We start from the raw sequence: 25,708 nt of genomic DNA, 5'->3' as shown, positions 1-25,708 counted from the left end.
TGTTATATTCTTATTCTATGATTATTTCATCGATGTTTATCCGCGCATCCTGTCCGGAACGCACATGCATACCCGGACATTTTCCGGCACCATGAAGTGTAATACGCACATAGCGTGCGCTTTCGGTGAGTGCAAAAGAAATATCTTCGATAAACGTTCCTTCCATAAATATATTCGCTAACTCAAACCTTCTGAAAGCTGCTTGCTTGTATTCTTGGTTATCGTTAGAAACCGTTACCTCAATAGCCCGAGGTTTATGTATTCCCATGCCGAAGTTATTCATTACTCCTAACGTAAGCTTATGTATGTCTTTTCTTTTATGCAGGTCGAGCGTAAAGGTAATGGTATCGTTTCTATCCCAGGACATCCACTCAAAGTCTGAGTTTTTCAGGCTTCCACGCACTCCGTTACTCATTACCTGCCCTTTGGTGCTTCCTGTCACTGTGGCTGCCGTGGCCTTATGCCATAGTACAGGTAACACCAATGTTTCTCCCATTTGCTTTCCGCCTTTAAATGTAGCACTTTTCACAGTTACGGCCTCGGTTGTAACCCATTTATCTTTATACAAGATGGATTTGGCTGTTGGCTCACTACCATCTGTGGTATATCGAATTTCTACATCAGGCCGAATACATTCCAGTGTTATCTGTAGCTTGCCTTTCACCGGAGTTACTGTATGTTGAATGTTGTACATGGAGCGTGCATAGGTTACCCCTTTGGCTTCAAGGTGTTCGTTATAGCGGTCTACTGCTTTTAAAAATTCAGGCCATTGTTTACGAGCAGGAAGTGTCCAGGCTCCTTCGGCCACAGCAGCCATGCGGGGAAATAGCTGATACTCTACATCTTCGGGCTTGTTGCAGAACTCTGTCCACATAGATCCTTGTATACCCATAAGCAAAGAACATGTTTTTGAATCCCATGTTTTATCTATAGGTTCATAATCATACACATCTTTCAGTGTATTATTTCCGAAATAAGTAACCGGTTCGAACCATTGTGGCCCCTGGTACCGGATCAGATACATGATACGCGCAGGAGTCATAATGAAACGGTGACCTTGTTCGGCTGCTTTCAGGGCAGCTTTTCCCAATCCCTGCCAGCCAAAAATTATGGCTCCCTCGGGGATACGTGTGTTGGTAAGTTCGTCCCATCCCATCACTTCACGGCCTTTTGCTTGCACGTACTTGCTCATGCGTGCCATAAAATATCCCTGCAATGCTTCTTCGTCTTCCAGTTTTTCATCTTTCATACGCTTCTGGCACAAAGGACATTGTTTCCAATGTGTTTTTCTGGCTTCGTCTCCTCCCAAATGAATATAGCGAGAAGGGAAGAGTTCTACCAACTCATCTACAATACCCTCCAAGAAGGTAAAAACACTGTCGTTTCCGGCACAGTAGATGATATCGGCATGAGTGCCACCCAAACCGGGCAGCACGCCAATATATTTATCTATTATAGGACAAGTTAACAAAGGATAAGCAGCCAATGCGGCATTGCTGTGTGCCGGCATCTCTAGTTCGGGAATAACTTCAATCTGGCGAGTGGCAGCATAGGCCACAATCTCCCGGATGTCTTCTTGTGTGTAATATCCTTTTGGTATGGTTGGCTCTCCCTGTCGGGCATTCAGTCGTTCAGGGAATAGCTTCCCCGGGCGTTCTACTTGCTGCGAACCTATTTCGGTTAATAGGGGATATTTCTTTATTTCAATGCGCCAGCCGTTGTCATCGGTCAGGTGAAAGTGTAATGTGTTAAGCTTAAGCATTGCCATGCAGTCTATTATACGGAGTAGCTCACGTTTGGGGGTAAAAAAGCGAGCCACGTCAATCATCACTCCACGGTAGCCAAAGCGGGGCTCATCTACAATGGTTACTGCCGGTACTTTCCAGTCTATTCCCAGAGCAAGGTTATCTTGTTCAATTGCGGCAGGTAACAACTGACGGATGCTCTGTAGGGCATAGAAAAAGCCGGGGCTTCCGGAGGCGTGTATAGTTATCTTTTGGGGTGTGATTTCGAGCCGATAGGCTTCATTCTTCAAGGTGTTATCGGTGAACAGGCGAATATCGCCTTTTTTGCCACCAAGCTGTATTTTGGGGGTAAACCCGGCTGCATGGGTAAAGAGAGTAATGAATTCCTGAACGATTTTAGTCTGACTTTCATTCTCTACAGTAATGCTTGTACTGGTTGTAAAGGTAAATGTCCCCTCGCCCCACTGCATACTTGCTGGTGTGGGTATCAACGGAACTTGTATTTGCTGAGCGAAAACTGTGCTTGCAATCAAACTATAGAATAGTGCTACAAGTGAGGACTTAAATAGTTGTTTCATAGAGGTTTTATGTGAAGAAGAAATGTGTAATAGTGAGTGAGTAGTGAGTTGCTATGTCACATGGCAACTCACTACCTAATAATAAACGAATTTACTATTCCTCGGCTAAACCAGCAGATTGGCTTGGCCAATATGGATTTTGGTATAAACTTGGAGCCAATTTCAACTCTTCTATACCAATTGGGTTCAGATAATAGGCCTTACGCCATGTATATCCGTTGTACAACTGATTATTCGTTTCCCAACGTTGAAAAGTGCGTACATATTTGCTCACCGACGATGATGATACATTAGAACTGGTACTACCATCGGCTACAATTGCTTCGTCGCCAGTATAATTGTTATGAGCTGCATCCCATAAATTGATACCTTCTACGATATAAGGTTGCGTAAACAATCTGTCCCACGAACGCCATCTTTTCAAATCATCCCAACGCATTCCGTCACCAATAAATTCACAGCGACGTTCGCGACGAATGTTGTACAGTGTTGCGTCTACCATATTACTTCCCGACCATACACCTAAATCGTTCAACTTGGCCTCCTCGCTCATATCGGTACTGTTGATGGTGAGTGTTATGTCTTCGCTTACACCTGCCCTTTGACGGATTGCTTTCCAATAATTTTCGGCTTTACTGTCTAGTTGATTATTCTTTTCATAATAAGCTTCTATGTAATTTAACATGGCCTCAACAGAACGGAATACAGGACAAGCATTGGTGCCCAAAAGTTCGTCACCCGATTTCTGATTATGGTCGTATGTGTAGTGCTTGCGTTGGCGATAACCAGTAAGGTCACGATTCTGCTCAGCACCATTTGTAATGCCGGGTTTCCCGAATAATATTACTTCTTCGTCCTCGCGTACTGATGCTTCGGTTGGGTCCGATTTCAACACATCGCTTTCGGCCCATACAAAAAGTTGCATACGTTCATCGCGATCCTCCGATTCTAAATCAATACTGATATCGCCTTTGTACCCAGACTCCTGAGCATAAATAGGAAGACCATTTTTCATAAGGAATGAAGTAATAAAACTGCGGGTTATACCACTGCGGTCTCCTAACTGTAAACGGTTAGGTGCACAATGGCTGATGTTGTGACTCTTATTGTACTCTTTCCACAACAATACTTCGGGCACATTAGCCAAAGAAGGTTGACTAAACATTTCGAAATACGGATTCCAGCTATAGATTTCATTGTATTCCGGATTAATTTGATGACTATTTTCAGTCAACACAGCTACATCGGCTACTGCACTTGCTGCACTGATTGCTTCGCTCAGGAAGAAGTCTATTTCAGTTGCAATATTTCCATTAAATGTACCACCTGGCCAATTGCTATCACCTGGCACCCGACCAGTACCTTGATGGTATTTTTCGAATGTGGCTTCGAATAGGGCTACTCTTGATTTAAACAATTGTGCTGTTTGCTTGTTAATTCGCTGGTTGTTCTGAAATCCGGCATCTTTCAAACGGCTGATAGCCTCGTCCAGATCTTTTAAGATAAAACGTGCCACTTCATTACGTGGAGCGCGAACAGAATTTTCTTGCAGATATACTTCGTCGTTAGGCAATACTTCTGTTATAATAGGTAGGTCGCCAAGTCTTACCAATGCATTGTAATAAGCCATTGCCCGGAAAAAGTAAGCTTCGCCAATGTAGTGTTTCAGGTTTTCCGAATTTCCTGATATACTTCCGTCAGCCTCTTTCGGAAGTACGGTGTTGATTAGATAGTTCCACACGCGAATTTTACTGTAATCGCTTGAAAGTGTTTGTCCGGCACTTGCCTGCCATGTACCTGCAAAATAAGTTAAGCTACCATCATCCTTTACCAAATTATCAGTGTTTTGGTCGTTGTTTGCCATACCGGCATTCCAAGCTGTGGGATGAAACAAGCTTTGCCCCTGCGAGTTAACTAAATGGCCGTTGTAATAATTATCCAGATAAGAAGCTACTTGATCTACTGTTGCAAAATAGGCTTCGGGAGTGACATTGGTTATGGGTTCGCGGTCGAGGAAATCATCGCACGAGCTTAACCCGATGCTGCCCACACCAATTAGTGAACAGACGATAGTATGTTTTAAATTTAATTTCATAGTTTGTATTTTTTAGAAGTTAACATTTAAACCAAATGAGATAGTTCTTTGCAGGGGGTAAAGTTTACCATCACCCCAGTCTCCTCCAAGAGTTTCAGGATCGAATACTCCATTAATATCGCTGAGTGTTAGCAGGTTATCTCCCGAGAAATAAATACGTACCGATTCCATGTTAGCCTTGCGTGTCCATGCTTTAGGTAGTGTGTAACCTATTTGCAGGTTCTTCAAGCGCAAATAAGCAGCATTTTGTAGATAACGGGTTTGTGTCTCTTGGTTTTTGGTAGTACTGAAATAAGGTCTTGGATAATAGGCACCTGTATTTTCGGGACTCCAGTAATCGAGATGTTCTTTGAAGGCAGTAGACTGCCACATACCACCTGATGCTCCCCAGAAGTAAGGACCAGCCAACCAGTAGTCGCGTTTCATAACGCCTTGCAAGAAGATGGAAACATCGAGTCCTTTCCACGAACCATCCAACGTAAAACCATATTTGTAACGTGGCTTGTTATTACCAATAACCCTTAGATCACCATGATCGTCTAGTGTATTTGCTCCATTGTTTACCTTACCATCGCCATCTAAATCTTTATACATAACATCTCCCGCTGTCCAAGCAGAACCCCAGTTAGGTTTGTTGTTTGCAAGATGTGTATCCATCTCTTCTTGCGATTGAGCGATACCTACAGTAGTATACCCCCAGATTTCGCCCACCATACGTCCGGCATAGTAAGTATTCAATGCACCGGTTGGATTGTAGTATCTGGTGATTTTCTCTTTATTATCATCTAACACAAAACGTACACCATATTTAAAGTCCTTGATTTGATCTCTCCACGAAAGTTCCAATTCCCAACCATACGACTTTAAGTCGGCATTATTTAGTTTCGGTGGTGTAGCACCCAAAATACCGGGCAAATTTGGTGAGTTGGCTACCATGTCTTTGGTAAGACGGTTGTAGTAACTGAACGAACCTGTGAACCGATTGTTGAGCATACCCCAATCGAAACCTACGTCCCAACTTTCAACAGTTTCCCAAGTGAGCAAACTGCTTACAATACCTGGTAGGGAGGAAGTGTTTTGCTTTGACCCATTAATTAACCACGCTGATGAATTTACACCAGTAGACATTGATTGAAAGAATGGATAATACGCATCAAGGGCATTGTTACCTAGTTGTCCCCAAGAGCCACGTAATTTCAAAGTACCAATAGTTTTGGCTAATGGAGCAAAAAACTCTTCGCGTGCAATATTCCAACCAGTCGAGAATGATGGAAACAGTCCCCAACGTTTATCGCCAACAAAGCGAGACGATCCATCGTAACGCAAGTTAGCCTCCAATATATAACGTTCTTTATAATTATAGTTCAACCGGCCAAAGAAACCTGCTATGGCAAGCTCGCTAGCACTGTTCCAGGCTTTTTGATTGTCTTGAGTTGTATTAAGTTCGGGAACGGTTGATGTAATCAGGTCGGTACCAAACCCATACAGGTTTCTGTTTTTGTATAACTCGGCATTAAACCCTCCCATTACTTTGAAATAGTGTCCTCCAATTGTTTTCGAATAATCAGAGTAGATATTCGTTGAAAAATAATCTTGCCCTTCGCTCGAATCTTGTACCTCCGAGTATCCGGCAGCGCCACCACTCCATGATAACAGGTAGGGTTGGTTGTCGGCATCATATCCATAAATTGGTAACACTGCCCAATGTTGTTGGCGGTTGTATTGGCGCATGCTTCCTTCTGCTGTGATATGCCAATCTTTGATAGGCTCAAAAATAAACTGTAATTGGTTGGTGTTCCAGTCTTTCCGGCTGTTCTGTTTACCGCCTTCCCTCATTTGGATAATTTCCATATCGGATGCCCAATTTCCGTGCGGGTCAACAGTGATACAAGTTGGCCAACGGCGAGCAATATTGTGAAAGAACAATCCGGTCATATATGTAGGGCGGTCGTAGCTTTCGCGTGTCCATTTGGTAGTAAAGTTCATTGTTAACCAGTCTGTAAGTTCAGCCGATATTTTACCATTTAATGTATAACGGTTAAAGCGGTCTTCTCCATGGCGTAACAAACCTTTTTGGTCCAGGAAGTTACCACTTAACATATAGGTTATTTTTTCGTTACCACCACTAAAACTCAAGTTGTGCTCGTGCGAGGGTACGCCACTATTGTAAAATTCGTCGAACCAATCGGTATTAGCAAACGAACCGGTGTAGTTTTGATATCTGTTATTACTTGGATTAATTGTTGTACCATAATACTCTGGCTTTGTTGGATCTGTAAACTCACCATTGATGTATTTTTTCATATTTGCCATAACCTCGTCCGAAAACACCGGAGATCCCCCACCATTAGTAGAAGCTACATTGTAATAGTTGGCAAATTCTATTGAATTTGTCATATCCGGAACCTGAATAGCTGTAGAAAAGCGCACATTACCTGTATAGTTTACTCTTGTTTTTCCTTGTTTCCCATTCTTTGTTGTAATAAGGATAACACCAAATGCAGCACGCGCTCCATAAATAGAAGCCGAAGCAGCATCCTTCAATACAGATACAGTAGCAATATCGTTAGGGTTCACTGTATTCATATTTCCTTCGATTCCATCAATCAATACCAATGGACTTCCGCTAGACCCCGATCCAATAGTACCGCCACCACGAATGCTGATACCCAGTGAACTATCTAAGGAACCACCACCATTTCCTACCGACATGGTTAAACCTGGTATTTGACCCTGTAAGGCTTGGGATACATTTTGTACTGGGCGTGATTCTAAAACTTTAGAATCGACCATGCTAACGGCACCCGTTACATTTACTTTTTTTTGTGTACCATAACCCACCACCACAACTTCACTAAGGATTTGCGAATCATCTTGCAGTGTAATTTTTAGTGGAGTACCTGTCCATTGTACTTCTTTTGTTTGGTATCCTATAAAAGAAATAACGATTGTGCTTTCCAACTCTACATTGTTCAATGTGAAATCGCCATCCAAACCTGTAATGGTACCATTGGTAGTACCCTTTACCATTACAGATGCGCCAATCACAGCTTCACCTGTTCCATCTTTTACAATACCGGTACACGTGCCACTTTGTTGCACCACTCTCATACCGGATATTCCGCTTTCGGAATAAGCATGCAAAGATCCTCCACAAACAGTTAAAAGGAATAATAAAATTCCAATTGTTTTTAGGTTTCTAAACATAATAATAAAATTAAAGGTTATTTAATCTAAGAGAGCATAAAAGCCCTCTACTTGTTACTATCACTAAAAAATAAGTTCTAGTCAAACTTATATTTCTGTTTTTGTTATGCCTTTCTTCTTACCTTCATTATTCTTTGTGGTATCTTCAATTTCTCAGTTTGACTAGAACTTGGTAAAACAACAATTAAACCTTAAGAATGAGTTATCAATCAGATTGTTGCTCATTTTCAGGAGACAAAAATAAGGGCGTATCCGGATAGCTTTGTTCCGAAAAACACTAAATAGTTTCCGATAATCATTAAATTGTCTCATATTTGCAGTCTATACCTTAAATTTGAATCTATAAACTTAATCTATGACACGACTTCGAGAACATTTTTTGTTGGTGGCAATTAGTTGCTTTGTTAACATATTTGCAATTCAAGCGGAGCAGTACTATTATAAACAGATTCCACAGGAAGCGGGTTTATCATCTACCATACAGTGTGTTGTTAAAGATGAATATAATTATGTATGGGTAGGAACGCAATTGGGATTAGGGCGGTTTGATGGAGAGAATTTCAAACAATACAACCATAATCCCACTATTGCTCATTCGCTTCCCAGTAACCGGATTTTTCAACTGATAACAGATAAGCAAGGAAATCTTTGGGTTTTGACCAATAAAGGACTTGCTCGTTATCATTATTGGGAAGACAACTTTATACCACAAAAAAACGAAGAAGGAGAAGATATAACAGCCTTCTCGGCATGTAATACTCCCGATGGGGTTTTATTTGGAAGTTCAAATAAGATTTATTTTTATAGCTACAAGAAATCGTGCATTGAAGAGTTGTGTAAAATTGAATTAGGATACACTTTCAATGTTACCTCATTGTGTATGCTCAATCCGCATACTGTACTTTGTGGTGCCCGTTGGCAAATGCGTATGCGTACAATTGATTTACGAACCGGTGAACTGAATAAACCCCCATTCGACAATGAACTTCAGATTGTTGCTATGTATGTTGATTCCAGTCAACGGTTGTGGATAGCCCCCTACAATGGAGGTGTGCAATGTTATGGACAAGATGGAAATTTAATAGCCTCCTACACTACAGCTAATTCGTCTTTGAGTAATAATATTGTATTAACCATTGTTGAACGGAAAGGAAAAATGTGGTTTGGAACAGATGGAGGCGGTATTAATATACTCGACCCACAAACCAATCAGTTTACATTACTGAAACATATTCCGGGAAGAGAAAACCACTCGTTACCCAACAACTCGGTTATGTGTCTTTATAACGATTACAATAACAATGTATGGATTGGAAGCATTCACAGTGGTTTGATTGCATTGTTCGAAGTGTACATCAAAACATACTCGAATGTATGGCCCGGCAATGAATATAGTTTGAGCAATAACATTGTATTAAGCCTTTATCAGCAAAGCCCCAACCATATTTGGGTTGGAACAAACGGAGGGCTCAACCAATTTTATCCGGGTACAGAAAAATTTGTTCATTATCCTACTACTTGGAATGATAAGGTGGTTTCGATTTGTGGATTTACATCTGGGAGATTATTACTCTCTCTATTTTCGCAAGGAATATTTGTTTTTGATCCCAGAACAGGAACTAAAACACCATTTATTATCATTGATGAAGAAACAAACAAACGTTTGTGCAATAGGGGTAAGACTGTACATTTATATCAGAATGGGCCTGATACCGTGTTGCTTTTGGGAGATCATATATATAGCTACAATATCAACAAGAAAGAATTCACAATTGCCTCCGAAGATGAAGATATAACAATAGCTCAGGGGTCGTTTAGGACAATTGCTTATAACGAGCACTCTACCTATTTCTATGATCCTCACCATATCTACGAACTAAATAATTATAGCAATCATCTCAAAAAAATATTTACTGCCAAAGAAGGGGTAACAATGAATGCTGTAACGATGGACGAGCATGGGCGCTTTTGGATAGGAAACACCTTAGGATTAACAAGTTACGACCCAGTTAAACAAACAGAAAAGTATATTGAAACAACCTTGTTTACCAGAGTTTCATCGGTAGTTTGCGACCAGAAAGATAGAGTATGGATTGGAGCAGACAATATGCTATTTGTATGGTTACCCCAAGAGGAGAAGTTAACCCTGTTTAGTAAATCCGATGGTGCTGTTATTGATGAGTATTTTGCTGAACCTCGTTTAATTACAACACAGGGAGATGTGTATATGGGTGGCACAAATGGGTTGCTTTATATTGATAACCAAATACCATCTGTAACAGATAAAATGCCACAATTCAGATTGTCGAATATCCTTGTTAACGGGAAATTAGCAAGCAATGAACAAAACAATTGTCCGCAGAGAATTTCGGTTCCATGGAACAGTAATATTGCGATTCGTGTTATGGCAAAAGATGAAGATCTTTTCAGAAAAAAAACATATAGATACCAGATAAAAGGATTGGATGAGCAGTTTATAGAATCGAATAACCCAGAATTAGTGATGTATGCCTTGCCGCCAGGCAATTACCAGATAATGATTTCGTGTATGACAAGAGATGGAAGTTGGACCCCATTGCAACAATTGTTGATGGTGAAGATTACTCCTCCCTGGTATCGTACATGGTGGTTTATTTTTATTTGTATATGCTGCATTGTTACAATTGTTTTTGCTGCATTTTGGTGGATGCTGAAGCGTAAGGAAGAAAAACTAAAATGGGCAATGAAAGAACACGAACAAAAGATATACGAAGAAAAAGTGAACTTTCTTATTAATATCAGCCACGAGCTACGTACCCCATTAACATTGATTCATGTTCCACTTAACAGAATACTGAAATCGTTTTCGGCAGAAGCACCCCAATATATGCCTCTGAAACTAATTTACAGGCAGGCGCAACGTATGAAAAGTCTTATTAATATGGTACTTGATGTACGTAAAATGGAGGTTGGAGAAAGTAAGTTGCAAATACAGCCACATCGTCTTAACGAATGGATTGAGCAGATATTACAGGATTTCAGTATTGAAAGCGAGGCCAAGCATATACAAATTACTGTTCAACCCGATTTACAGATTGACACTGTAAGCTTTGATAAAGATAAATGTGAAATTATACTGAACAATTTGCTGATTAATGCGCTAAAGCATAGTCCGGAAAATACAGAAATTATTGTTGAGTCGAAACGACTTCCCGAAACAGACCGCGTGCGTATTTCCGTATCCGATCGGGGAAAGGGGATACAACAAGTAGATGCTCAATTACTTTTTACCTCTTTTTATCAAGGTGCCGGCGAAAAGAGCGGAACAGGAATAGGATTATCTTATTCTAAAATGTTAGTTGAATTGCACAAAGGCTCTATCGGAGCATACAATAATCAGCATGGTGGTGCTGTCTTCTTTTTCGAATTACCATTAAAACAACAATGCGAAGAAATAATTTGCGAACCCAAAGCTTATCTGAACGAGCTGATGGGTAATGATGCCAATAAAGAAAGCAAAGAGGAGGAAATATTTAACACTCAACCCTATACCGTTTTGGTGGTCGATGACAACTAGGAACTAGCTGAGTTCTTGAAAAGCATTCTAACCCCCTGTTTTAAGAAAGTATGGATAGCCTCTGATGGTGCAGAAGCCCTCAGGCTAACCAAAAGTTATATACCCGACATTGTTGTGAGTGATGTAATGATGCCCCAAATGAACGGATATGAACTTTGCAAAAGCATTAAGGAAGATATTGATATCAGCCATGTTCCTGTGGTACTATTAACGGCACGAGATGATGCACAAAGTCGTGTGGATGGGTATAAAAATGGTGCGGATGCTTATTTGGGGAAACCTTTTGACGCAGAAGTGCTTATTGAAGTACTGCGCAGCAAGTTGAAGTTTCGTGAACAAATAAGAAACAGATATCTAAATGCAGGTTTGGTTCCTATACCCGAAGAAAGTTCCTTTAGTGGGGTAGATGAAGCATTCCTGATAAAGCTAAACAGAATTATTGGTGAAAATATAGATAACAACAACCTGGATATTCCTTTTATTACCAAAGAGATAGGTATGAGCCGGGCTTCACTTTACAACAAGCTGAAAGCCTTAACCAACATGGCTACCAATGAATATATAAACAAAATAAGAATGGAAAAAGCTATTCAGCTAATGATAAGCACTAACCTAACTTTCACCGAAATATCAGAGAGAGTAGGGTTTAGTAGCCTAAAATATTTCAGTACTGCGTTTAAGCAATATACTGGAGAAACTCCAACTTCGTATAAGAAGAACAAAGCTCAATCATCCCAATAGCATGAAGTCTTTAAATACTCTTCCCTGTGGCACTTTTGTATCTTCCCTGTGGCACTTTTGTATCTTGCCTGTGATACTTTTGTATCTTGCCTGTGATACTTTTGTACCACAGGCGTGATACTTTTTTCTCACAGGCAAAAAAGTGTTGGTACTGTAAGTTTTTGATTACCAGTGCTAAACACAGAGGCTTCGCTTTTGCACGACAAAAGCGAAGCCTCCGTGTTCAGCACAAGGAAAAGCTCCGTGTTTCTGTGACTCTGTGTTTTTAGTTCATTTCAGACCCGAACCGAAGGCTAGTATAGCGTTTATTGAAGATTCTTAAGAATAAACTCCTTCAGTTCCTCTTCGGGTACAATAACATTCATACCACCCCAGAAATCCGGATCGTACGCATGCGTTGTTTCCGAAAGGATGCTTCGTGGCGAGAAACGCTCTTGCCGGGGTATAGGCTGAACATTTTCTGTATCTACTTTACAGTTTACCATTTCAAACCAGACCTTCAAAGTAGAACTGAACCAATGGCGTTTCCGCCTGACACGGAATTCAAGATCGCCCCGTACATGATTTAAATAGTGAAGTCCATCCAGCCCCGGACGGTAAGAGAGTGTATATGCAGCTTTGCGAAGCGTGAGCCGGAAGTTGCGGCTTCTTTTCTCCACATAAAGCGAAGTTGCCTTTTCAACATACTCCGGATTGATTTCAATATGGGCTTCTAACAAGGCATAGTTATCGGTATCTATGTATAACTGCCCTTTAAACAGTGGAGTTTTAATATGCTGCTTTTGTTCAAAGGCGATAACATATACCAGGCGGTTATCAACAACACTCATGTCGGCAAAAGTATAGGCAAACTCATTGGCTGGAGATACTTCGAGAAAATCGGGGACATGCTTTACCACATCCAACATAAGTGCCGAATAAATGCCCGCTTTTACTTTAGTAAGTATGGTATCCCGCTCCTGCTGGTCGATAATACGACGCATCTTCATCAGCCTTACCTGATCATTGGAGTGCTCATAGTCATAACCTGTTTTGTAGATGTTGAGAACAGTTTCGGTTAAATCGACATTCTTTTTTTTATGCTCAATGGCTTCGCGATAGAACACCGTTAAATCAACCGGGTTTGATGCATAGTTGTACTTACGCTCATCCAGCATCTTCTGTATGGTTTGAATGGGATTGATAACCCGGATTACAACCTCCTGCAAAGGGATTACTTTGGGTTCGAGTGATAGATCGATGCGACCATCCGTAACTTCCCTGAGGGTAAACTCCCGGTTTACGTATCCGATATGTGAGATACGTATTGTACTACTTTTTAAAGAATCGGGAATAGCCAGACGGAAAACTCCATCCTGATTGCTAACAGTTCCTATGCCGGCATCGGTTATGATTAATGTAGCAGAAGAAATAATCTCTTTAGAAAACAAATCAAAAATTCTGCCGGTAATCACCGTATAAGGAGGTGTTTCCGGCTTCACAGCTATTGCCGGATTTACCAATTTGGGCGCAACCATACTGAGTACGATATGCTTCCCTACAATTTTAATGTCGATATGGTTGCTTTCGGCAATGATGGGAATAACCTCCCGCAACACATAAAGCCCGGGAGAGATGGCTATCTCCTTATCGTTGTTTATTACAGAACTATCGTACACAAACTGATAGCCAATTTCGTCGGAGATAGACCGGAGGTACTGGTATTTGGTAGCTTTTGAAAGGGAAATACGAATCTCACGATCAAGAATATCACTGTTATTAGCATATACGCTTGTTGCAGCAAATAACAACAATACTATAATTTTAGAACACAGAGACACTGAGGCACAGAGTTTAATTATGCCTTGTTTTCTATGTAACATCTCTGTGCCTCTGTACCTCTGTGTTCTAAATAATATCATAACAATTTATTCAATATAAATAGTATCTTGTTTTTGGGTATAGCTTAGGTTTAGTGCTGTGCAAATAATCTCTGTTATCTCTAAAGGCGATTCGTTGGAGAGAACTACATTAAATTGTCGTCCGGCTATTTGGGGAGGATAAGCTAATTGTGTAGTATGTTTGTTTCTCTCATTGATTATACGTACTACATTGGAGAGGGTTTGATCTTTGAAATAAATCCAGTCCAGGTATATATAAAACGTTTCAGGGTTGGTGGTTGGAATGGTTCTCAGTTTTTCCGAATTCACCAAAGCTGTTTCGCCCGCTTTTACATGAGAACTTTCTCCTGTTATCTTTGAAGTAACCCGCACTTCACCACTGCGAACAGAAAGCGAGAAAGCATCATCCGCTTTGCTATTCACGCTGAACGATGTTCCAAGTACTTCTATTAAAGCTGTTTTAGTGTCAATAACAAATGGGCATTCTTCATCTCTGGCTATTTCAAAGAAGGCATCGCCGGTTAAATATACTTCTCTTTTATTGTCTGCAAAATGGGTGGGGTATTCAATAGAGGTTTCTTCACTCAAAAAAACAGTCGATCCATCTTCAAGAGTGGTAACCAAAGTGGGTTCGCCTTGTCCGTTATGCAATACAAGAGTCTCAATTGCTGGATTGTTGTTTTGCATCAGGAATAACGATACAATTCCAATAAGTAGAACAGCAACACTGGCAGCCGACAACCACACCGTTCTTAATTGAATGCGTAACGGCTTCCGGGTAGTTTCCACCCCGAGCAATCCATCCTCCTCCAGACGTTGATTCAAGCTTTCCCAAGCTTTCTCCGTATCGTTATTTAATATTTGTTTTAGCTTCATAAATATTTGTTTTAGAATTTAGAATTAAGTAGTAAGTAGTAAGAATACATGCTGCAAAGATTCTTATTACTTAATTCTTTATTCTTGCTTCTTAAATATACTTTTCTATTTCTTTTCTCAATGCCTGATAAGTTTTCGTCATTTCTGCCTCGATGGTTTTTACAGAAAGTGATAACTCGTCAGCTATTTCTTTGTATTTCTTACCTTCAAAACGATGCAGTTTGAATATCTGCTGCCGCCTAGGTGGTAATTGCTTTAATGTTTTGTTTATAATCTCTTCCAGTTCTTTGATCAGAAACTGTTCTTCCGGATTATCTTCGTGAGCTTCAACATTTGCCAACAGTACTTTCTGCTTGTATCTTTCCTTAACTTCCTGATGTTCGCAGTATTGAAGTGACTGGTTGCGCACTGCACCGTACAAGTAGGATTTTATAGAATGGAGGATCTGAATGTTTTCGCGTTCCTTCCATATCTTATAAAATACATCCTGAACAATTTCTTCTGCTATATCTTTTCGCCCGATTATGCCGAATGCGTATATCATCAACCCAGAATAATAAAGCTTGAAAACATGCTCATAAGCGTTGATGTTTCCTTCTTTTATTTTCTTTAAAACAGATATATCATTCAGCATAACCGGACAAAAATAATAATAAGTTTTGAGTAGTGAGTAATGAGTTGTGAGTAATGAGTAATGAGTGATGAGTTTTGAGTAGTGAGTAGTGAGTGATGAGTAGTGAGTGATGAATTAGCGATACCACATGTTAAACTCATTACTCATTACTCACTACTCACTACTCACTACTCAAAACTGTTTCTTGAGTTTGTTTACGGCCGATTCCAGCGATTCGGTAGGAGCAATAATGTTGTATCCTTCCCAGAAGTTCTCGTCGTAGAAATTACCTACTTTATCCGAAAGAACATGTTTGAAGTTAAATGCTTCCTTTCCCGGTATTGAACTAACATCTTCCAGTTTCTTGTTGGTTACAACCATTTCGTTTACAACGGCATAGTTGGTCGAGAAGAGTTTGCGTTTCCAATCGCACTTGAATTTTATTTCGTTCCGCATATAATTAAGGTAGGTTGTTCCGCCCTCCTGCTTATAGGTTACAAGATAGGTAATTTCTTCCGGTTTGAATCGCAGATTGAATGGTTTACGCTTCAATATGGCATGGGTAATCTTATTACGATCTTTCATGTTATAGCTGAACTCGGCCTGAGTGAATGCTTTCGATTCTTCGTCGATATAAAGTTTGCCATAAAATAAAGGATAAGGTTGTACTGCCTGCGGCTCAAAGTTTACCACATAGTGCGGACGCTGATCGAGCATAACGGGGTTGCCCATCGTGAATTTATAATCGCGCATACCTTGTTCGTCGAACAGTATTTCGTGGTTCTTAACTACATCAAGAAATATGGCATAGTTAGGTCCGCCCTGTAATTTTACAATCAGTGTATCGCCTTGCTTAGGACTTACCAGCTGACGTCCCTTAAACACCTGAACACGATCCCGGTTAACATCTTCGGTATACGGTGTTTTATATACATTAATAATGGCTTCGGTAACATTAATATAGCTTCGGCGTTTGCGCACTGTTTCACGATAGAAGCCTGTAAGCATGTTAGGCGATTTACTGTTGTTTACGGCTATCTTACTTACAGCTTCTTCTACAAGTTTCTTTGCATCGAGTGCTCTTACCAAAACTTCGGGCAGGGTATTTGCATTGGCTTCAAGATAGATGTTGAGTTCTTCTATATCTTCTTCGCCAATGGTTACTTTCTGGCTGCGGTATCCTAAGTGTGATATTTCCAGTGTTCTGGATTTTACATCGTCGGCTACTTTGATGGAGAATCCCCCATCCATGTTAGTTACTGTACCAATACTTGTTCCTAATACTGATACATTTACGTATTCAAGTTTTCTTTTGTTTTGCTTGTCGCGAACAACACCGTTAATGGTGATGTATTCTTTGTCTTTACTGCCATCTGCCATTACCGGTAAGGAGGTAATAAGCATAGCAAGTAACAAGAAAATCCCTGTGGTTTTAATTGTTTTCATACTATTTGAGTTTTTAAATAATGCCGTTACATTAATATGATCGGCGAAGAGATAAAAACCCTATTTATTCTTCCACTCTCGTCACTTCCTTTACATTCGAAATCTTGCGTAGTTTTGAAATAAGTTCTTTTACGTCATCTACGTCATGCACGTACAGTTGTACTTTACCTTCAAAAATGCCATCAATCGTTTCGATATTTACTTTGCGGATGTTTACATTCAGCTGCCAGGAAATAACCTGTGTTATATCACTCAATAACCCAACCCTATCAATACCTTTTATGTAAATGTGTACCAGGAAAGAAAGATTCTTTTGCACTTCCCATTGGGTGGCAATAATCCTGTTTCCGTAACTGCTTTTAAGCTTTACAGCAACCGGACACTGACGTTTATGAATAATAACCTTACCGTTATCATCCAGATAACCAAGCACATCATCGCCAGGGATCGGGCAACAGCAGGTTGCCATTACATAGTTTTTTTGTAGTGTATCGTCGGTAAGTTTTAAAATCTTCTTCGGATTGATTTTTTCCACCGGCTCTTCTTCATTTGCCGCTGCATTCTTGTTCTCTTTTCCATCTTTACCGAAAGAAAAGGAAAGAATTTTTTTCCAGTTGGTTCCCTGTTTAGACTTTAATACATTGCGGTCAACATCGGCTAATACTATTTTTCCACCGCCTATCAATGTTAGGAATTCTTCTTTGCTTGCTACATTATGTGCTTGTAGAAGCTTATCCATGTTTACTACTTCCGGACGAATACCTTCGGCCAGGAGAAACTCGTTCAATAGTGTTTCACCTTTTCGCTGTAAGGTTCGTTGCTCTTTCTTTAGTAGTGCATTTATTTTTGAACGGGCTTTTGCCGTACTTACAAAAGTTAGCCACTCTGGTTTTACCCGTTGCGATTTAGAGGTAAGCACTTCTACCTGATCACCACTTTGCAACTTATGGCTCAGTGGTACCAACTTGTGATTTACCTTGGCACCAATACAATGTTTACCAATATCCGAGTGTAACGAGAAAGCAAAATCAAGCACGGTACAGTTTTGAGGCATGGTTTTAATTTCTCCCCGGGGAGTAAATACAAATATCTCCGAAGCAAAAAGGTTTAACTTTATGGTATCCAGAAAATCCATTGCATCGGGCTGCGGATCGTCCAGAATCTCTTTAATCGTACGAAGCCACTTTTCTAATTCGCCTTCGTCTTCTCCACCACCACCGTCTTTGTACTTCCAGTGGGCGGCAAATCCTTGTTCGGCTACATCGTTCATTCGTTCGCTACGAATCTGCACTTCTATCCATTGTCCATCTTTTCCCATCAGGGTAACATGGAGGGCTTGATAGCCGTTGGCTTTAGGATGACTAACCCAGTCGCGCAACCTATCCGGATGAGGCCTGTATATTTTAGAGATGGATACATAAATATCGAAGGCATCATTCAGTTCTTCATCTTCTTTACGGGGTTCAAAGATGATGCGTACTGCCAGGATATCGTAAATCTCTTCGAAAGGAACATGCTTGGTTTCCATCTTTTTCCAGATGGAGTATATTGATTTTACCCGGGCTAGTATCTGATATTTCAATCCCATTTTATCTAGCTGGTCTTTTATCGGACCGGTAAATGCACGGAATTGTTCTTCACGTTCGGCTGCTGTAGCCTGGAGTTTACTTTTTATTTGTTTGTATTCTTCGGGATGCTCGTATTTAAAGCTCAGGTTCTCGAGCTCGGTTTTTATGCGATGCAATCCCAACCGATTGGCCAGTGGGGCATATATATATAGGGTTTCGCCGGCAATCTTATATTGTTTATTAGCAGCCAACGAACCGAGTGTACGCATATTGTGTAGTCTATCGGCTATCTTAATCAGGATTACCCGGATGTCATTCGACATGGTAAGAAGTAGTTTCTTAAAGTTCTCGGCTTGTGCCGATACTTTGTCGCCAAATACGCCCCCCGATATTTTGGTTAGCCCATCAACAATCTGGGCTATTTTAGGACCGAAAAGGTTTTCGATATCTTCGACTGTGTAATCGGTGTCTTCAACTACATCGTGTAATAAAGCCGAACAGATAGAGGTTGACCCAAGCCCTATTTCAGTGCATACTATTTTGGCTACAGCCAGCGGATGCATTATATAAGGTTCGCCGGATTGACGCTTGATGCCCTTATGGGCCTGATTTGCGAAATTAAATGCTTTGGTAATTATCTCAACCCGCTTGCGATGCTTGGTAGACAGATAATCGGTTATTAATTCCTGAAATGATTGTTCAATCAGTTCATCATCGGTCATTTCTATATGTTCTTTCATATTTGTTAGAGTAGCTAGTAGTTAGTAGCTAGTAGTTAGTAGTTAGTAGTTAGTAGTTAGTAGTTAGTAGTTAGTAGCTAGTAGTTAGTAGCTAGTAACAATGCTGTATGTATTCTTACTAACTACTACTAACTACTACTAACTACTAGCTACTAACTACTAGCTACTATTTATAAATTTTCAACGTCTTGCCAGCCACAATATTATTATTCCTCATATTGTTCCAGCGTTTTATATTATTTACACTTACACGATACTTAGCTGCGATTGTCGACAGGCTTTCTCCATTCCTTATTTTATGATAAGTGAGTTTGGCATTGGCCGGAGTTGCTGTTCCTCTGGACGATGACGACGAAGCCCCTGCTATCTCTACCCTTCTTCTGTTGCTAAAAAGTACATCAGCTTTATGTGTATAGATTGTATCTTGCTTATCAATAAAGGCACACACTTCGGTGTGAGGTAAGCGTAGTGTATATGGTTTTATATCTCCGGGAATTACATCTTTTTTATACTGAGGGTTCAAACTGCGTAGCTGGTCTATACTGATACCACATAAATCGGCAATTTGTTCAAAATGAAGTCGTTTGCTTATTGTTAAAGTATCCGTATCGGCTGGGATGTTTGTTTCGAGCGGACAAATGTTGTGGTCGCAATAGTAAGTCATTGCATAGTTGGCAGCAATAAATGCAGGAACATAACCACGGGTTTCTTTTGGAAGGTTGTTGTATATTTCCCAGTAATCTGTTTTTCCACCTGCACGGCGAATGGCTTTGTTTACGTTTCCAGGCCCACAGTTATAGGCTGCTATTACCAGATTCCAGTCTTTATAAATATTGTGAAGCTCTTTCAGGTATCTTGCGGCTGCCCAGGTCGATTTTATCGGGTCCTGACGCTCATCGACCAAACTGTTCGAGTCCAGTCCGTAAATTTTTCCTGTTTTCAGCATAAACTGCCACAAGCCCGAAGCTCCTGCACGTGAGATGGCCGAAGGGTTTAAAGCCGATTCAATGATAGGAAGGTATTTTAACTCCAATGGAAGACCATACGCATCGAGTGCTTCCTCGAATATGGGGATGTAGAAGTTAGACGCGCTAAGCATAAATGCTACATGGTTGCGCAAACGTCCGGTGTACTGATCAATAAAACGACGTACAACATCATTGTAGGCCATTTCCATTACTGTAGGCATTCGCGAAAGCCTGTCGATATATACCGAATCACTGAATACGGGATTTTGTTTGCTTGTTTCGCATCCATCATCGTCCAATACAACAAAGGTTCGTATTTTCCAGTCGCTTAAAAGACTATCTATAGGATAGGTCATACTTACCGGAAGATCAATCGTATCGTGGCGTTCAGCTCCGTTTTCTCTTACAATTACATCTACACTTTGTGGTGTTTGTGCGGTTATCCGGCATGTAGCCGAAGCGGCTAACAACATGGCCAGACAGGTAAATCGTTGTAAATTTCTCATGTTCATCATCTTCTTTTCTTTCGTTTTTATCTAAAATCTTATGCTCCATTGTAGGCCAATGGCATTGCTATAAAATCTTTTATCGCTAATTATGGTTGGTTCTATGCGCATTGACAAATCCGGACCGATATCAAAGTTAGATAATTCGGCATCTACGTATGCATCAATAATCGATATCAAATATACGCCAATAAATGCAAAGATACTCATATCCCGGTATCTTCGGAAACGGTCTTTCCCACGTTTAATACGTTGGCTGTACGAGCTTTCTCCTTCGGTGATCCCTGTAGCCCTGAAAAGATCTTCATAGCTTTTGGTATTAGGATCACCATCCATTATATCTAAATATGCCTGCGAATAGTCTTTAAACATATTGTTATTCCAGTTAAGGGCATAGGCACATCCGGCAAAGCCGCCATATATAATGGGTAGTTTCCAGTATTTACGATTATATATCTGTCCTCCACCCGGAAAAACCACAGCCAGCCATGTGGCACGGTTAGCATCGGGTATCCAAACCTTTGCAGGCGGTTGAGTAGTAATTGAATCCGCAGCTAACGTTGTTAACTGCCGATCATCAATTATATCTTCTACTTTTTCCAGTTCTTCGAGGTTAGCCTCATTTAGTTGCTTCAAGCTGTCGGCAACGGCAGTAAATGCCGGGTCTACAACAAGCGAATCGTTAGGCACAATGGTTTGTTGTGCAAACACATCAATCCCTGCTATCAGCAATATGCCAAATAGCAGGGCTACGTTTAGGTTGTATCGTTTAATCTTCTTCGACATTTATTTCTTCAACGAATCAAAAATTTCCATGATCCGTTCGAGGTCTTCTTCATTATTAAACGGAATACTTATTTTACCTTTCCCTTTATCGGAACATGTTAACTGTACTTTTGTATTAAAGAAACCCGAGAGATGTTTCTTAAGTATATCGAACTCTTCGGGCAGTTGCGCTTTTGCTGCGATTTTCTTACTGCCGCTTTTTACAGTTTCGCCTTCGTTCAATGATTTTACCAGTTCTTCAACCTTACGAACGGAATAGCCATGTTGCTGAATTTCTTCGAATATTTTCACTTGTAGTTTCGGATCGTTCAAAGCAATCAGTGCACGGGCATGTCCCATATCAATTTCTTTGTTTTGCAAAGCCATCTGTATGGGTGCCGGTAATTTTAATAACCGGAGGTAATTGGCAATGGTTGTACGTTTTTTACCTACACGTTCGCTCAGGCGCTCTTGAGTAAGGTTATACTGTTCTATCAGGTGTTGATATGCTAATGCAATTTCTACCGAGTTGAGGTCTTCGCGCTGAATATTCTCAATCAGCGCCATCTCCATTACATTTTCATCGTCGGCAGTACGTATGTAAGCCGGTATTGCGGTGAGTCCTGCTTTTAACGAAGCGCGGTAACGACGTTCGCCGGCAATAATCTGATATTCATCATCGGATAATTTGCGCAGCGTAATTGGTTGAATGATTCCTATTTCTTTTATCGAATCAGAAAGTTCCTGCAAGGCAACTTCGTCAAATTCACGACGGGGCTGATTGGGATTAACTGATATCTTCGACAGTTCTATTTCATTGATTGATGAAGAACCTTCGGTCTTTACATCGTCCATCGAAAGCAGTGCATCCAATCCTCTGCCTAAAGCGTTCCTTTTCTGTGCCATAATTTTTAGTAGTTAGTAGTTAGTAGCTAGTAGCTAGTAGTTAGTAACTAGTAGTTAGTAATCTTTGTTGCAATTACTAACTACTAGCTACTAATTACTAGCTACTTATTCTGTTCAATCAATTCTTTTGCCAAAGCCATGTAGTTCTTTGCTCCAGCCGAGTCGGCATCATATAAAATTGTGGGTATACCATAGCTGGGCGACTCACTAAGTTTTACATTACGCTGAATGGTTGTATCGAATACCAGTTCGGCAAAATGATTCTTAACTTCTTCCAATATTTGGTTTGCTTGGCGAAGGCGCGAGTCGTACATGGTGATAAGAAATCCTTCTATATCCAGTTTTGGGTTTAGTTTTGATTTAATTATCTTGATTGTATTTAGTAGTTTGCTGATTCCTTCCAAGGCAAAGTATTCTGCCTGAACAGGAATTATAACCGAGTCGGCAGCAGTGAGTGCGTTAATAGTTATTAATCCTAATGAGGGTGAGCAGTCGATAAAGATAAAATCGAATTCGTCTTTTAAAGGTGCCAGAACTTCTTTTAATATTTTCTCTCTGTTAGGGAGGTTCAGCATCTCTATTTCGGCTCCAACCAGGTTTATATGAGATGAGATTACTTTCAATGTATCAATATCGGTATTCTGTATTGCGTTTTTTACATCTTCCCGGTTAATGATGCATTCGTAAATAGTGCAATCGGCCGCTTTAATATCGATACCTAAACCCGATGAGGCATTTGCCTGCGGATCGGCATCCACAACCAATACTTTTTTTTCCATGGTGGCAAGCGATGCGGCCAGGTTTATAGTAGTCGTCGTTTTCCCTACGCCACCTTTTTGGTTGGCTAAAGCAATTATTTTTCCCATAATAATTATATAGTATTAAATATGTAGCGAAATAAACGATATTTTGCCAGAGCTCCTACGAAATTAGACTAACTTTTGCGAATTCTGTTGATAAGTCACCCAGTTTGTTAATAACTATAAGTTGCTTTTTAACAGAACTTTCTAAAAGTCATCTCGTTAAGGAGGGCAAATATAATTATTTCCACTGAATATTTATTGATTTTAGTGTTAAGGTTAAGAGGATTTACGATTTATAACAACTTGAGGCTTGTGTCAAAAGTCTAGTATTTTTGACACAACCTCGATTTTCAATCAATACTGCTCATCCACACTTGGAAACGCAGCTTGTTTCACATCCGAAACATAGTTACCTACCCCATCTATAATGCGGCTGTACAAATCCTCGTACTTGCGCAAGAACTTTGGATTGAAGCCTTTGTTCATTCCAAGCATATCCTGAACAACAAGTACCTGACCATCGACCTCGTTGCCTGCTCCAATGCCAATAATTGGAATGCTGAGTTCTTTGCTTACAATCCCGCCCAGTTTAGCCGGAATTTTTTCCAGAACAATGCTAAAGCATCCGGCCTCTTCCAAAGCTTTTGCATCACTAATCAATTTCTGTGCTTCAGCCTCGTCCTTAGCGCGTACACCAAATGTTCCGAATTTGTTTATCGACTGAGGGGTAAGTCCTAAATGGCCCATTACAGGTATTCCAGCATCAATAATCCGCTTCACTACTTCGATAATCTCTATTCCGCCTTCCAGTTTCAGGGCATCGCATCCGCTTTCCTGCATAATGCGGATTGCATTTTTTACCCCTTCAGTAGCATTAACCTGGTATGTACCAAAAGGCATATCACAAACCACTAATGCCCGCTTTACTGCACGTACCACCGATCCGGCATGATAAATCATCTGCTCAATCTTCATTGGTACCGTTGTTGAATACCCTGCCATAACATTAGCTGCCGAATCGCCTATCAGTACTGCATCCAAACCGGCCTCGTCTAATATTTTTGCCATGGTATAATCGTATGCAGTGAGCATCGCTATTCTTTCACCTTTCGTTTTCATTTCGCGCAACCGCAATGTAGTAACCTTACGATTGTCTTCTACTAAATATCCTGCCATTTTGTTTTTTCAATTTATGATTTCGGTGACAAAGCTAAGCCGAAAAACGGTACAATCAGTATGTTTTTGATGAGAAAAAACTATCAACCAATAGGTTTTGCCTATTAATCCAATTTGTTCCTTCATGCAATGTTATCATGTTCCCTGCATAATGCTATATAGACCAAGAGACTAATGCTATATAGCTTCAGGGGTCAATGCTATATAGCTCGAGGAGTCGATGCTATATAGACCAAGACTGCTCGTCTATATAGCGCGAAAGGATAGAAGGCGCGAAAGCGCGAAGGGATGAAAGCGCGAAAGGACGAAAGTGTTTTTTATGCCTTCGCACTTTCATTCTTTCGTGCCTTCGTGCATTTATATCATCATCAACAGCAGCAGTTTCTTTTTCTATTCTTTTTCTTCTGATATATTATATTATGATATATTATATTATATTGTTGCAACGGAATTCAACGGACGTTGGATTTTAGTAGTCTGCATTTGTATGTACTTTTGTACATTAGCAATAGCAGTCTCTTTTTCTTCTAATATTATAGATACTATATTATTGTAAAAATATCAATATCTTTGAGCACAAATTGAACTGATATGGACGTTAGACAATTGAAGTATTTTATAAAAGCTGCCGAGTTTCAGAACTTCACCAAAGCATCTAAAGCTGTTTGCATTGCCGAAAGTTCGCTATCTGTGCAAATCAAACAATTGGAAACAGAACTTGGCGTAGAGTTATTTATCAGAGAGAAAAGAAGAGTAGAACTTTCCGAAGCCGGAAAGAAGCTATTGCCTTATGCCCGCCTGGTGATAGCCAATATGCGCGAAGCCGCAACCGCCGTACAAGATGTTAACGAAATGCGGATCGGTTCATTGCGAATAGGAGGGATATTCAGTTTATGCTCCCTGCTTACCGATACACTGGTTCCGTTCTCCATAAAATATCCCGGCATACATGTAAAGATTGTCAGCAAGTCGGCCCGGCGCCTGTTCGAAATGTTACATGCTAACGAACTTGATTTTGTACTCACCTTTGGCGCCCCTATCAGAGACAATCGGCTGGACCGGATAGAACTGTTCGACACACAGCTTACTGTTATTGCCCATAAAGACCATCCGATAGCTAAATACGATCAGGTTCCGTTAGAGTCGCTGGTGGGTTATCCGTTGGCATTACCCGAAAGAGGGATGCACGTCAGGGATATTCTGGAAGAACGATTTCCCGAAGTTGCACAAACCTTGGATATGCAATTGGAACTCAATGACGTAAACATCCTCCACCAACTGGTTTGTACCAAACACTGGATATCTATTATGCCTCAATCTATCCAAAAAGATCATACCAAAATAAAAACAATCAAGCTAGTATCCGAAAACACAGGAATGACAGCCGCTGTATATTGGCGTAAGGGAGGCTATCAGAAAAAAACAGTTGAAGTTTTTATGAAGATGTTCGAAGAAAACCTAAGCAATAGCCCTGTACTTTACAAATACCGCCATTTGGGTTTTGAGTGGTGAGTAGTGAGGTCTAATATTTTTTTTGTA

The 25,708-nt window shown here is 40.4% G+C and carries 14 protein-coding genes and 1 pseudogene; 2 read left to right on the top strand and 13 right to left on the bottom strand.

Annotation, left to right across the window (positions count from 1 at the left end):
- Window positions 1-10: 10 nt before the first annotated feature.
- The 3 genes from D0T85_RS03710 to D0T85_RS03700 all read right to left on the bottom strand — a co-directional run bounded on the left by D0T85_RS03710 (window position 11) and on the right by D0T85_RS03700 (window position 7,625).
- Window positions 11-2,323, bottom strand: coding sequence for a family 20 glycosylhydrolase (locus D0T85_RS03710; protein WP_163210377.1), 2,313 nt, complete (start codon window positions 2,321-2,323; stop codon window positions 11-13).
- Between the two features lie 94 nt (window positions 2,324-2,417).
- Window positions 2,418-4,418 (bottom strand): RagB/SusD family nutrient uptake outer membrane protein, encoded by a 2,001-nt coding sequence (locus D0T85_RS03705; protein ID WP_163210375.1) that lies wholly within the window; start codon window positions 4,416-4,418, stop codon window positions 2,418-2,420.
- A gap of 12 nt (window positions 4,419-4,430) precedes the next feature.
- Entirely contained in the window at window positions 4,431-7,625 is a 3,195-nt protein-coding gene (locus tag D0T85_RS03700) for a TonB-dependent receptor (protein ID WP_163210373.1), read from the bottom strand.
- A gap of 355 nt (window positions 7,626-7,980) precedes the next feature.
- Between D0T85_RS03700 and D0T85_RS03695 the strand changes: the two are divergent.
- Window positions 7,981-11,922 (top strand): annotated as a pseudogene (locus D0T85_RS03695) (two-component regulator propeller domain-containing protein).
- A 305-nt stretch (window positions 11,923-12,227) separates the two neighbouring features.
- Here the strand turns inward: D0T85_RS03695 and D0T85_RS03690 are convergent.
- The 10 genes from D0T85_RS03690 to panB all read right to left on the bottom strand — a co-directional run bounded on the left by D0T85_RS03690 (window position 12,228) and on the right by panB (window position 24,169).
- Complete coding sequence (locus D0T85_RS03690) at window positions 12,228-13,715, bottom strand: carboxypeptidase-like regulatory domain-containing protein (RefSeq protein WP_163210369.1); 1,488 nt, start codon at window positions 13,713-13,715, stop codon at window positions 12,228-12,230.
- Between the two features lie 114 nt (window positions 13,716-13,829).
- Window positions 13,830-14,678 (bottom strand): FecR family protein, encoded by an 849-nt coding sequence (locus tag D0T85_RS03685; protein WP_163210367.1) that lies wholly within the window; start codon window positions 14,676-14,678, stop codon window positions 13,830-13,832.
- A gap of 91 nt (window positions 14,679-14,769) precedes the next feature.
- Complete coding sequence (locus D0T85_RS03680) at window positions 14,770-15,312, bottom strand: RNA polymerase sigma-70 factor (protein ID WP_163210365.1); 543 nt, start codon at window positions 15,310-15,312, stop codon at window positions 14,770-14,772.
- Window positions 15,313-15,483: 171 nt separating this feature from the next.
- The gene (locus tag D0T85_RS03675; RefSeq protein WP_163210363.1) at window positions 15,484-16,737 is read right to left on the bottom strand and encodes a carboxypeptidase-like regulatory domain-containing protein; all 1,254 of its coding nucleotides are present in this window, start codon (window positions 16,735-16,737) and stop codon (window positions 15,484-15,486) included.
- A 64-nt stretch (window positions 16,738-16,801) separates the two neighbouring features.
- Window positions 16,802-19,045 carry a bifunctional (p)ppGpp synthetase/guanosine-3',5'-bis(diphosphate) 3'-pyrophosphohydrolase gene (locus D0T85_RS03670; RefSeq protein WP_163210360.1) on the bottom strand — a complete coding sequence of 748 codons (2,244 nt, stop codon included), beginning with the start codon at window positions 19,043-19,045 and terminating at the stop codon, window positions 16,802-16,804.
- A 166-nt stretch (window positions 19,046-19,211) separates the two neighbouring features.
- Window positions 19,212-20,519 (bottom strand): lytic transglycosylase domain-containing protein, encoded by a 1,308-nt coding sequence (locus tag D0T85_RS03665; protein WP_163210358.1) that lies wholly within the window; start codon window positions 20,517-20,519, stop codon window positions 19,212-19,214.
- Between the two features lie 30 nt (window positions 20,520-20,549).
- Window positions 20,550-21,305 (bottom strand): DUF5683 domain-containing protein, encoded by a 756-nt coding sequence (locus tag D0T85_RS03660; protein ID WP_163210356.1) that lies wholly within the window; start codon window positions 21,303-21,305, stop codon window positions 20,550-20,552.
- On the bottom strand, window positions 21,306-22,193 hold the full coding sequence (locus D0T85_RS03655) for a ParB/RepB/Spo0J family partition protein (protein ID WP_163210769.1): 888 nt from the start codon (window positions 22,191-22,193) through the stop codon (window positions 21,306-21,308).
- Between the two features lie 98 nt (window positions 22,194-22,291).
- Window positions 22,292-23,056, bottom strand: a complete 765-nt coding sequence (locus tag D0T85_RS03650; RefSeq protein ID WP_163210354.1) for a ParA family protein — start codon at window positions 23,054-23,056, stop codon at window positions 22,292-22,294.
- Window positions 23,057-23,347: 291 nt separating this feature from the next.
- Window positions 23,348-24,169 carry a 3-methyl-2-oxobutanoate hydroxymethyltransferase gene (panB, locus tag D0T85_RS03645; protein WP_163210352.1) on the bottom strand — a complete coding sequence of 274 codons (822 nt, stop codon included), beginning with the start codon at window positions 24,167-24,169 and terminating at the stop codon, window positions 23,348-23,350.
- Window positions 24,170-24,760: 591 nt separating this feature from the next.
- On the opposite strand from panB, the gene D0T85_RS03640 reads away from it, so the two are divergent.
- Window positions 24,761-25,681 (top strand): LysR family transcriptional regulator, encoded by a 921-nt coding sequence (locus tag D0T85_RS03640; RefSeq protein ID WP_163210350.1) that lies wholly within the window; start codon window positions 24,761-24,763, stop codon window positions 25,679-25,681.
- The last annotated feature ends 27 nt before the right edge of the window (window positions 25,682-25,708 follow it).

Origin of the sequence: Bacteroides sp. 519, from assembly GCF_010500955.1 — a bacterium.
GTDB lineage: Bacteria > Bacteroidota > Bacteroidia > Bacteroidales > Bacteroidaceae > Bacteroides.
Note: the sequence above shows the minus strand (reverse complement) of the source record. Positions and strands in the feature narration are given on the sequence as shown.

What these genes read in the sequence shown, in the direction of transcription:
- D0T85_RS03710 (WP_163210377.1), bottom strand. Translation starts at nt 2,323, where the DNA reads ATGAAACAACTATTTAAGTCCTCACTTGTAGCACTATTCTATAGTTTG.
- D0T85_RS03705 (WP_163210375.1), bottom strand. Translation starts at nt 4,418, where the DNA reads ATGAAATTAAATTTAAAACATACTATCGTCTGTTCACTAATTGGTGTG.
- D0T85_RS03700 (WP_163210373.1), bottom strand. Translation starts at nt 7,625, where the DNA reads ATGTTTAGAAACCTAAAAACAATTGGAATTTTATTATTCCTTTTAACT.
- D0T85_RS03685 (WP_163210367.1), bottom strand. Translation starts at nt 14,678, where the DNA reads ATGAAGCTAAAACAAATATTAAATAACGATACGGAGAAAGCTTGGGAA.
- D0T85_RS03680 (WP_163210365.1), bottom strand. Translation starts at nt 15,312, where the DNA reads ATGCTGAATGATATATCTGTTTTAAAGAAAATAAAAGAAGGAAACATC.
- D0T85_RS03675 (WP_163210363.1), bottom strand. Translation starts at nt 16,737, where the DNA reads ATGAAAACAATTAAAACCACAGGGATTTTCTTGTTACTTGCTATGCTT.
- D0T85_RS03670 (WP_163210360.1), bottom strand. Translation starts at nt 19,045, where the DNA reads ATGAAAGAACATATAGAAATGACCGATGATGAACTGATTGAACAATCA.
- D0T85_RS03665 (WP_163210358.1), bottom strand. Translation starts at nt 20,519, where the DNA reads ATGAGAAATTTACAACGATTTACCTGTCTGGCCATGTTGTTAGCCGCT.
- D0T85_RS03660 (WP_163210356.1), bottom strand. Translation starts at nt 21,305, where the DNA reads ATGTCGAAGAAGATTAAACGATACAACCTAAACGTAGCCCTGCTATTT.
- D0T85_RS03650 (WP_163210354.1), bottom strand. Translation starts at nt 23,056, where the DNA reads ATGGGAAAAATAATTGCTTTAGCCAACCAAAAAGGTGGCGTAGGGAAA.
- panB (WP_163210352.1), bottom strand. Translation starts at nt 24,169, where the DNA reads ATGGCAGGATATTTAGTAGAAGACAATCGTAAGGTTACTACATTGCGG.
- D0T85_RS03640 (WP_163210350.1), top strand. Translation starts at nt 24,761, where the DNA reads ATGGACGTTAGACAATTGAAGTATTTTATAAAAGCTGCCGAGTTTCAG.